Here is a 10,881-nt window from a genome sequence, read left to right as displayed (position 1 = left end):
GGCGCGCTGGCGCTGAATTCAGGCGTCGATCAGCCAGGGTTCGTTCTGGACGCGCAGCATCGCCTCCATGCGGTTTTCCACATTCAACTTAGTCAGAATCGACGAGACGTGGTGCTCCACGGTTCGTTGCGAGCGCGACAAGGTTTCTGAGATTTCCCGATTGGTCACGCCTTTCGCGATCAAAGCGAGGATCTCCTGCTCGCGCCGGGTCAGTCCCAAAGGATGATTGCGCGCCGCCTTATAAGGGCCGCGCCGCGGCCGGGGCATTTTGTTTGAAGCGCCGATGGCGTCAGCCAGGCGTTGAACTTTGCCGATAGCGCCGTCGGCGCTCATTTTGATGAGAAGCTTCATCGCGCGGGCAAGCCTTTCGGGCGCGTCGTCGCCTTTGCTATGCGCCAGGGCCACCGCCGCCGCGTAGGGCGCCTTCAGATTCATCCATTCATCGCCGGCCTTTTCAAAATCGCCGTGAAGTTCGCGCTTATAAGGCGAGGGGATCTGATACGGAAATTCGTCGGAACGCGTTTCCTCGTCAAAACGGCGCGCCCAGCACATCAGCTCGCCGGCGCTCCAGGGATGCATGGTTTCCCCGCCTATGGCGTAAAGCGCTTCAAAATGTTCGCGGGCCTGCGCAGGTTTGTCATGAAGCCAGGACGATTCAATCAAGGCGAGGCGTATGGGGATGATATATTGCGGCTCTTCTGTCGCCATGGCGTCCTGCAAGGCCTGTGACAGCAAGGCTTCGGCGTCGTCTTTTCCGAGGCGCAGGCGCGTTTTGGCGAGCACGATCAGCGCCGGCAAGCGCATCAACAAGGTCAGGCGCTCCAGTTTCAGAACGCCCGCCGCAATGGTTTCCGCATCCTGCAGGCGGCCCTGCTCCATGCGCAGTTGCGCCTGGCGTCCGACCAGGTAGTGCGTCCATGCATCAAGGTCATGCTGCGTGTCGAAAGCGATGCCGTCAGCGATGGTCCGCTCGGCGAGATCGAAATTTCTGAATTCGACTCCGTATTCGGCGAGATTGGTGTAGACGCGCGCCGCATGTTCATGAAACGCGTGTTCATTCGCCAGCCCCTGGCTCTCTTCAAGCTGTTTGACGCCTTCACTGTCGTCTCTGAAAATGCGGGCCGTGCCGACATTGTTCAAGGCGTGAATTTTGACCTCCACATCGTTGAACTTTTCAGCCAGCTCCAAGGCGCGCTTGCCCCATTCAATCGCTTCGTCCATTTCATCGTTCAGCATGTGAAGCTGCGAGCGCAGGCTGTAGGCCATGGCGCGTTCCGCCGAGGCGGGGGCGCTTTCGAGCGTGCGCACGGCTTCATCGGCGAAATGCGCGGCCTTCGCCGCTTCGCCGCGATACCAGTGCAGGCGCGACAGCCAGCGTAAATTTTCGCCGACCTTGTCGGTTCGTCCAAGGGCGCGCCAGAGGGTGATGGCGTGCCGTCGCGCCTCCAGCACGTCATCGTCGATTTGCAGGGAAAGACCGGCTTCATAGGCCCACTTTTCGTAAAGATCGGCCGCCTGCGCCGGCTCGGCTTCGTCAATGAAACGCAGCGCCGTCAGGAGATGCGCCGCCGCCTCCCTGTGGGCGCCGACCGTCGCGGCGCGCGCCGCCGCTTTCGGCGCGAATTCGAGCACGCGCTTGGCGTCGATGGCACCGGCGGCGTGATGCACAAGCTGATCGTAAGCCGTCTCCGGCTCCGCATCGAGAATGGCTTCAAGCACCCGGGCGTGGATATTTTTTTGTTTCGAGACGGAAAGGCGCGCAAGAGTCGCCAGCCGCGCCAGTTCATGGCGAAAACGCAGTTCGTCGTTAATATCCTTGATGAGAAGATTGCGGCCCAGCGCCGCCATGGCCAGCATTTCTCCTTCCGTGCCGAACAGGGATTTCAACAGCCGCGGGTCGACGGGGCCGGGAATGATGCTGATGGTTTCCAGGAACTCCCTTTCCAAATCGGCGAGCCGGTTTAGGCGCGTATTGACGGCGTCCTTGATGGAAGAGGGAATGTCATCGGCGCCGCCGTCATGAGAGGACAGAATTTCGCGCACAAAGAAAGGATTGCCGCCTGTGCTCTCATAAAGTTCGTCAGGCGTATATTGCGAGCCGAACTCTACGCCCATGCGCCTGACGCCGTCGAGGCTCAAGGGTTTAAGCGCGATGCGGTTTGTATAGGCAGGCGGCAAATCGCCAAGAACCTGCGTGAACGGATGATCAATGTCCACTTCATCGCCGCGATAGCTCATCACCAGAACGACGGGGAGCATGCTGATGCGGCGCCCGAGAAATTTTAGGAAATCGAGCGTTGCATGGTCGGCCCAGTGCACGTCTTCGAAAATGAGGAGGGCGGCTTTGGGCGAGGCTTCCAGATGCGAAAGAACGGCTGAAAAGAGTTCGGCCGAATTGGCGCCTTGCGACAACAGCTTTTGAACCTGCGGGCCGAGCGAGCGCGCCATATCCTGGATCGGTCCCAGCGGGCGCGGCGTGAAAAGCGCATCGCAGCCGCCCCAGATCACCGGATGGTCGTCATTGATGCGGCGGCGCAGCGCATCGAGCATCGACGTTTTGCCGATGCCGGCCTCGCCGTCGACAAGCGCGATCCCTCCGCGGCCTTTGTCGGCGCTGGCGAGCAGAGAGCCAAACCTTTCCAGGGAGTCTTCGCGTTCAAGGAGCAATACGGATTCTCTGTGGCATCGAGGGCTGTTTCGAGAGGCATCCTACGTATATTTCGCGAGGAAAGAACAGCAACCCTTTTGCCGGTTTTGTGCGCCAAACGAGGCGAAATGCGGCGCTTGTTTGCCAAAATTAGGTAAAGCTCCGAAAAAATAGGTATTTCTACGGAAGCGCAGACTGGCGGCGATTGCTAGTTTCACTATCGGAACGAAGACTGCGACACGAAGCACGGTGATTGTTGAAGTTATCCGTACAGGGGGAGTCGCAAATGCGCAGGCAGCGCTCAAGATTAGTTGAAAGTGTTCAGCAAATATTGGGCGTTGCTTGCGCAGCTGTAATTGGCGCATGGGCGCCCGTTGACTCTGCGCAAACCAGAGAGGCCGGGCAGAGGCAAACTCGACTATCGCCGGCGCAAGCGGCATCGACGCTTTCCGAAAACGCTTTCGCCGCAGCGATCGTGCCGACGTTCGGCGCGCAAGACGCGACATATGACGGCCGTATGGATATGAACGCCGGCGCCTATGCGTTCAAAGCCGAAGACAAGGTCACAATCTGGATGAATCTGCGGCTGATAGCGCCGTCGAGTCCGGTTTCAGACGACCTTGGCAATGAAGTGCTTCTTGCGGCGTCGGCCGGCGGTTATGGCGATGCATCGAAGATGAGAAGGATTGCGGAAGACATCGCCGTTTCCGCGCAGGACTCGCTCGAAAACATCGCTCGGAATTAACGCTCCATGCCGGGCGGAAAGGCAGTTGATATGTCTGCATGGCTTCCGAACACACGCTTGCCGCTGGCCGCCGCCGCGGCCTTCGTTATCGCCGGTCCGGCGCATGCCGAAACCGAACTGCTGGCCTATTTTCCATTCGACGGCGCGCCGGACGAGGCGGCGCGCGGCATTCCCACCGAAGTGATAAATGTCAGCGGCGGCGAGCTCACATCGGTCGAGGGCAAATATGGCGAGGCTTATGAATTCGGTGAGCGGTTCGAATCCGCGGTGATCGCCGCCGAACTCGACATCGACTTCAACACCTACCGCCAGCTCAGCGCCAGCGCCTGGGTCAAGCTTGGTTTCGATCGCGCGGCTTCGGGCGGCTATATTTTTTCTTCCGGAAGCAGCAAGTCCGGCGCGCCGCGGATGGGGCTGTATAATGAAGACATTCGCACCAACGCCGGGCGTTCCAAACCGCGCCACAGCAAGAAGCTGAAAGTCGGCGTCTGGACCCATGTCGCCGCCGTCTGGGACTATGATGAACAATCTGTGCGCATTTATGTTGATGGAGAACCTCAAGACTTTCCGGACCAGGATATGGACCCGGCGGACCTCGCGGCCAACGGCCGCAACCAGCCGCTTCTGGAACATCCCACAGACAACGAGAAGGAAGACAAGCGGTATCTCGTCATCGGCGCTCTGACGCTCGAAGGCTATCAGGTCGCCGAAGACGCGGCGATCGACGATCTGCGGATTTATGAGGGCAAGCTGACGCCGGGACAGGTGGAGTCGCTGCGCACCGCCGAAAGCCCGGCCCCGCTGGGCGACACTGCGCCGCCGGTGGAAACTGAAGAACAGAAAACCGCAGACTCCGGCGACAGCGCCGAAGCAGGAGAAGGCGAAGAGACCAGTAAAGCATCGTCCTCTGACGATCGGCAAAACGACGACAACCGCAAGCTCGCTGGTCTGCGCCTGTCGGACGAGTATAGTATTTCCAAGCTTTCCGGGGATTCAGCAGAACAGACAGAGATGCTGGATCTTCAATCGGTTCCGGTGCGTGCGCTGCGAATTCAACAAGACAACAGCGTGGCGAAAGCGCCTTGCGAAGTTGCGATCAGTTCCGAACCGCCTGGAAATTTCGATTTCACTCCGAACGCGGGAAAGAAGAAGCGGCAGGAGTTTTCGAAATGCTTAACATCCGGCATCACCGTTGACGCGCCTGGAGCACAGGGCGCGCGTCTTTTGGCGGACTATGAGACGGGCTATTATCTTCAATCCCTGCGCGTGTGCCAGAACGGCCGGCAGAACAACCGCGTCAAAGGATTTCAATCCAGCGCCGTGCGCGTTGTTGTCGATCAAGATGCGAACGTTATTGCATTCAAGGATGTGGATACGCAGGAAACGATCTTGCCACGATGCAGCGAATGGAAAGAGCTAGTGAGCTGCGACAAAGGTGTGGAAGTCGCCTCCGGCGTGCGCATCCGGTACGACACGGTCAATAATCTTGGAAAGGCGTCCGTTACCGGCCTCGAACTTGTCTGCCGCAAGGTGGAAGGCGTCTATGAAGAGAAGTAATCAGTCAAAGGAGAAAATGATGCGCATTGCGAGATCGATTGGAATAGCGGCGTTCCTGACGGCGACCTGTCTGGCGCTGCCGGCCTGCGGCGAGCGCGCACAAGGTTCAGAGAACGACAGCGGGGAAGCCGCCGAACAGGCGCCGCCGCAGGAGCCCCGGGAAGAAGCCCAGCCCCTGCGCCTGGCGGCGGCGGATGCCGGCTGCGCCGAACAGATTGAGGCGCTCGACGCGCGTCTCGCCAGCGATAGCGATCTGACGGAAGCGGAAAAGACGGCCTTTCGGAGGGCGCGCGACATGGCTGCGGAGCTCTGCGACCAGGGCAACGAGGCCATGGCCCAACAGCTTCTCGCCGGCCTTTTGGATCGGGCCGAAGACCAGGCCACGATAAACAAAGTCGACAAGGAGAAAGCGGCGCAGGCGGCCGACAACAATGCGCCGCCTGAAGACTACGCCCTTGGCGAGCCGCGCGGCGATCTCGACCGTTTCTACGGTCTCTACGCCCTTCCGGACAGCGACAACCGCAAACTCTTCGTTGCGCCGGCGGACAACGGCAATCCGGATCGCCCGATTCCGGACGGCTATCTGATGGTCGGCGCCATGTGGGGCGACGTCGCCCCCTGGTACATGAAATCTCTCGCCGACATGCGGTTCGAACAGCAATGGGTCAACTCCGGCGGTCAGCCGGTGCGCGTTGAGTTTCAGACCGGCGCCGATGGACAGGCCGTCTCAATGTCCATCTCGTCCCGCTACATGAATTACGACCGCATGGAGCGCGTCGGCGCCCTTCCAGAGAAATGGCGGTGAACATTTCAATGCTTAGCGCGTAGGCTTTTTTTTCAGGCCGGCGGCGGTCACGTTTGCTGTTGCTTTTGGCGCAGCAGCACCGCGACGACCAGAGCTGGGAGCTTGGCTAGCGCCGGACGTTTAAATTTATATTTTGCGGTGAATTTACGTTTTGATGAAATGGCCCCCCGAACTGGACTCGAACCAGTGGCCCGCTGATTAACAGATTGCCGTGCGGTTCTGACTGATTCGTCGGGCCCTTTTGATCCGTAAGGCCGGATGCCCGGAATGTCGGGCGGCGTTTTGAAATGAATGTTGCCCGCATTCTCTCGTTAGAAGCGTGATAGCAAGCAGACACTGATTATAATTGTGCATTTCTGCAAACCGTCCGCCGGTAATTCGCATTTTCATTTAATATCTGCCGTCAGAAAACGTTTGATACCGTTTTTCAAGTCTATTGATAGCAATTCTGAATTAATTGGTCTCTTGTCACCTGTTCTTCTCATGAAGCAAAAGCTTAGTCGTAAAGTGCCGGCGCTATACGGCTGGCGTAAGGCGGGGCGCGTTACGGCCGCGCGCAAAAACATTTCGGAGAATGGCGGCTATTGTGAACAATTCCGGGTCGGACTTTCCCCCGGGCGCTAGCGAAGCGCCGGCCCATGTTTTGTGCAATGCGTCGTTCCGTCGAACCTGGCTTGCATCGCTTTCTTCAAATCTCGGCATTCACATCATGGTGGCGACCGCCGCCTGGTTAATGAAAATCATGACGGACGATCCTGAACGGGTCGCCATGGTCCAGACGGCGTTTCTTCTGCCGGTGTTGCTTTTTGGCTTTCTGTCAGGGCCTGTCGCCGACACCTTTGAGAAGCGGCGCATCATGTTTATTGCGGGATTAGTCATGGCGCTGGCCAGTTTCGCCGCATGGATGGGAGACAGAGGGGCTTTGCTGCAGCCGCTCGCGATCTTGTTTTTGTGTTTTGCACTTGGAAGCGGCCAAGCGTTCTTCATTCCCGCGTTGCAGACGTCGATCCGTCAATATCTGCCGCACGAACAATTGCCCCAGGCGATTTCGCTGAACTCGATCAGTTTCAATATAGGGCGCAGCGTCGGGCCCGCGATCGGCGGCGCGCTCATCGCTGCGGCGGGCACGGCGGCGGGATTCGTAGCGCCGTTTTTCGCCATGCTTCCCATTATCGGCGTTTCACTGTTCAGTCCGCCTGAAAAAACGGACCGGTCCTACAGGGAACGGCTTGGAGACGCCGTCGGATCGGGAGTCCGTTATATAATCAATTCGCCGGTTATTCTAAATTGTCAGTTCCGGGCGCTGATCGTGAGCTGTTGCACGAGTGTTATGGCTGCGCTTGCGCCGTTTATCGCTACGGACATTCTGGGGGCCGGCGCCTCCGCTTACGGCGGACTGCTCGCCGCATTCGGTTTCGGCTCCATTACCGGCGCGCTTTTGATTGAACGTATTCGAAAAAATTTTGGGGCAGAGGCTTTATTGCACGGTTTGCTTGCTATTGGGGCCGCAGGATGCGGGATCGTTTCGGTTTCGCCTGTGGCGGGCCTTTCCATGTTTGGGTTTTATCTGGTCGGTCTTGCTCATATGGGCTCCATCACGCTGTTGAACATTATCGGCCAGCTCCATAGCGCTCAGTGGGCCGCTGCGAGAGTTTTCAGCAGTTACTTCTCTTTTTCCGCCGGCGGCCTTGCCGGCTCGAGCATCTTGTGGGGCGTTCTCGCCGCGCATATGGACACTTCAGCCGTCATGGGGGTCGCGACGGGCGTCTTCTGTCTGGCGATCGGGCTTTCATTGCTAGCGCCGGTTTCGTTTCCCTCGGGCGATGCTGTTCAGCCGGGCGACCCGTTGCCACTCCGCTGGCCGGCCGAGGCGCTTGCACCCAGAGACGGGCCTATTGTCGTGGAGATACAGTTCTCCATTGACGATGCGGATCGCGAGCTCTTCCTCGAAAAGATGGCGAAGCTGGCGCAAAGCCATGCCAGAATAGGGTTTCGCAATTGGACTCTCACGCGAAGCGTCGAGAACCCCAGTGCATGGCGGATGCGGTTTATGGTGAAGACCTGGGCGGATTATCTGAACTATCGTACACGGATGACTGTGGCCGACCGCGAGATTATCGAAGCGCTCCATGCTCTTCACCGTGGGCCTGATTCCGTTCAGGTTTTCATCAGCGTCGTTGTGCGGCCGGCGATGGAGTCCGCTTAGCTGATCCTCATTCACGCCGCATGACAGCTATACATTTTGCAAAACGAATTCGCGGAGGAGAGCATTTATGTCAAAACTGACGGGTAAAACCGCCATCATCACCGGCGCCAGCACAGGCATCGGCCGCGGAATCGCGCAGCAACTGGCCCGCGCCGGCGCGTCGGTCATCGTCACGGCGCGCAGCGCCGACAAGCTTGAAGACCTTGCACAGGAAATAACCGCAGAGGGCGAGCGCGCTCTTGCCGCGCCCGCAGATGTAACAAAGGAATCTGAAATCGTCGGCGTATTCGAAACCTGCCTGAAAGCGTTCGGCGCTCCCGATATACTGGTCAATAATGCGGGCATGGCCGATGCAACGCCGGTCCACGAGCTGACCACAGAGCGGTGGCGGCAAGTGATCGACACCAATCTGACCAGTTATTTCCTGTTCTCGCGCGAGGCGATACGCCTGATGAAAGAAAACGGAACAGGAGGGCGGATTATCAATATCGGCTCCTTGTCCGCAAAAATTCCGCGGGGGCATTCCATGGCCTATACGGCGAGCAAGTTCGCAATTGAGGGAATGACCAAGCAGATTGCGCTCGATTACCGCGACGATCTCATCACGGCCGCAGCCATTCATCCGGGAGCCACACGATCGATGCTGGCGCCGGGGTTCAGCGACAAACCTTCGCCCGACCGCCTCGAGCCGGCGCATATCGGCGATCTGATCGTTTATCTGTGTGGGCTGCCGCCGGAAATGACGCTGCTTGATACGGTGATTTTGCCGGTGCGGGTCCCGTTCCTGGGCCGCGGATAGGAGAGGCGCAACTGGCGGCGCTTCCCTGCCGGCGTTCGTCAATAATAATATTATTGCTGGATCGGTCGCTTTTTTATGCCTGCGGGTTATGGGTGGCGCTCCCAGAAAGAATTAGACCCGCCCTGACGGGGGACCTAAGGTCGCCCTAACAACAAATGCGGAATGGCGTTTTTGCCGCCGTCACAAAGAAAAGAACATAGGCCGCCGCCAGTCGGCCGGGAGGAGTATTTAAGACCGCCATGTATGGTAAGAATGACCTTCGTGCGTCTTTGGTTTCCAATAAACAGCCGGAAATGCGAACGCCGTTTCAGCCGGCGTCTTACGGGCTTTTCTATAATGAAAAGCCTGTAGAAAGCGATGAAAACGGCGCCTCCTGGCTCTGCCGCGGGCAAACGCTCATCGTAAATTACATTGAGGCGAAGGCTGGCGGACGTTTTACGCGCAAAAATCAGCCGGACGAATATGCTCTTCTGCTTCCCTTTGAAGGAATGACGGTGAAAGTCACCGCCAACGGAGAGGAACAGACAATTTCCGGTCCTTCCGTGGTTTTCATTCCGCCGGGCGAAAGCGAAATCGAAACGAAAAACGACGGCGCCATTTGGCGTCTCATCACCACGCAGTCAGCCGATCTCGTCGAAAAATGTCCCAACAAAGGCGATTATAAAGAGCCAGACCCGAACGTGGCGCCGTTTGAAGCCTGGCCCGAGCCGGTCGGCGGGCATCGCATTCGCGCTTATTCCGGAACCGTGCCGCGTGAAGAGGGGCGTTTCGGCCGTCTTTATCGCGGCTCGACGGTCATGGTGAATTTCGGCGACGGCCGGGTCGGCAAACGCGATCCGAAAAACGTTTCGCCGCATCATCATGACGACTTCGAGCAATATTCGATCGCGCTCGCCGGAGAGTTCACCCATCACCTGCGTTGGCCATGGACGCATGACATGACCACATGGCGCGAAGATGAGCATGCCTATTGCAATGCGCCTTCGGTTTGCGTCATCCCGCCGCCGGCCACCCACACATCCGCAGGCATGACGGACGGTCTTAACCGGCTGTGCGACGCCTTTTGCCCGCCGAGGCGGGATTTTTCCGAACGTGAAGGATGGGTGCTGAACGCGGACGATTATCCGATGCCTGACTTCGGCGATTGATCGCTCTTCAAATGGCGATTCCTCAATGAGTGGAGCAACAAATGAATCGTGAAGAACAGATTGACCGCCTGATGACCGGCGCCATCGATTTGCACTGTCACAGCGGCCCGTCCGTGATGCCGCGCGGGCTCAATCATGTCGAAGCGATCAAACAGGCGGAAGAAGCGGGGCTGCGCGCCATTCTCTTCAAGGATCATTATTATTCCGTCACGCCTGTCGTCGAGCTCTTGAAAGAGACAATGCCGCTCAAGGTGGAGCTCCTGTCGGGCGTTCCGCTCAACAATACGGTCGGCGGGCTCAATCCTTATGCCGTAGACCACGGCTTCAAGCTGAACGCCCGGCTTGTCTGGATGCCGACTTTTTCAGCGGCCAATCACATTCGTCATTCGCATCGCAAGAATTACCTTGCGACCAAAGAGGAAATGTTGAAGCCGAAAGCGCTGACGATCGTCACGGATACGGGCGAACTTGTCGACGAGGTCAAGACGATCCTCGACATCATCGCCAAATATGACGGCGTGCTTTCGGCGGGCCATCTGCACATATCCGAAATCTGGCCGTTGTTCGATGAAGCCAAGGCGCGCGGCGTGACGCGCCTTCTGGTAAACCACCCGACTTTTCTTATTGGCTGCAGCCTTTCGGACATCAGCGAGCTCGCCGCCATGGGGGCCATGCTTGAGCATTCCTGCTGCATGTGGGCGGGCGTTCAAAACAAGAGCGGCAAATACACGCTCGAAGGTCTTGGCGAATTGATCGAGGCCGGCGGCGTCGACCACACGATCATCGGCTCGGACCTGGGGCAGGAGGGTAATCCGACGCCCGTCGAAGGCCTGCGTTACGTCATCAATATGTGCCTCGATCTCGGCCATAGCGAAGAAGAAGTGCGCAAAATGACCGGCGGCAACGCCGCGCGGCTGATGGGGCTTGAGGGAGCCTGATCGGATCGAGCCGGGAGCATGCTGCGCGCGCTCAAG

At 58.3% G+C, this 10,881-nt stretch carries 8 protein-coding genes; 7 read left to right on the top strand and 1 reads right to left on the bottom strand.

Going from position 1 to position 10,881, the window contains the following annotated elements; genetic code table 11:
• Positions 1-18: 18 nt before the first annotated feature.
• The gene (locus CW354_RS19025) at positions 19-2,667 is read right to left on the bottom strand and encodes a helix-turn-helix transcriptional regulator (protein ID WP_104831638.1); all 2,649 of its coding nucleotides are present in this window, start codon (positions 2,665-2,667) and stop codon (positions 19-21) included.
• Positions 2,668-3,122: 455 nt separating this feature from the next.
• On the opposite strand from CW354_RS19025, the gene CW354_RS19020 reads away from it, so the two are divergent.
• From CW354_RS19020 to CW354_RS18990, 7 genes are all read left to right on the top strand, one after another.
• A complete protein-coding gene (locus CW354_RS19020) occupies positions 3,123-3,392 on the top strand; it encodes a hypothetical protein (RefSeq protein ID WP_104831637.1) in 270 nt (89 codons plus the stop codon).
• 30 nt (positions 3,393-3,422) lie between these two features.
• Positions 3,423-4,949 (top strand): LamG domain-containing protein, encoded by a 1,527-nt coding sequence (locus CW354_RS19015; protein WP_165793836.1) that lies wholly within the window; start codon positions 3,423-3,425, stop codon positions 4,947-4,949.
• A gap of 19 nt (positions 4,950-4,968) precedes the next feature.
• Complete coding sequence (locus CW354_RS19010; RefSeq protein WP_165793835.1) at positions 4,969-5,754, top strand: hypothetical protein; 786 nt, start codon at positions 4,969-4,971, stop codon at positions 5,752-5,754.
• A gap of 574 nt (positions 5,755-6,328) precedes the next feature.
• A complete protein-coding gene (locus CW354_RS19005; protein ID WP_104831634.1) occupies positions 6,329-7,960 on the top strand; it encodes an MFS transporter in 1,632 nt (543 codons plus the stop codon).
• 67 nt (positions 7,961-8,027) lie between these two features.
• Complete coding sequence (locus CW354_RS19000) at positions 8,028-8,759, top strand: SDR family NAD(P)-dependent oxidoreductase (protein WP_104831633.1); 732 nt, start codon at positions 8,028-8,030, stop codon at positions 8,757-8,759.
• A gap of 239 nt (positions 8,760-8,998) precedes the next feature.
• Positions 8,999-9,907, top strand: coding sequence for a cupin domain-containing protein (locus tag CW354_RS18995; RefSeq protein ID WP_104831632.1), 909 nt, complete (start codon positions 8,999-9,001; stop codon positions 9,905-9,907).
• A gap of 41 nt (positions 9,908-9,948) precedes the next feature.
• Positions 9,949-10,845 (top strand): DUF6282 family protein, encoded by an 897-nt coding sequence (locus CW354_RS18990; RefSeq protein WP_104831631.1) that lies wholly within the window; start codon positions 9,949-9,951, stop codon positions 10,843-10,845.
• Positions 10,846-10,881 lie beyond the last annotated feature (36 nt).

This window comes from Hyphococcus luteus (genome assembly GCF_002943565.1).
Classification (GTDB): domain Bacteria; phylum Pseudomonadota; class Alphaproteobacteria; order Caulobacterales; family Parvularculaceae; genus Hyphococcus; species Hyphococcus luteus.
This window is presented reverse-complemented; position numbering and strand designations above follow the sequence as displayed.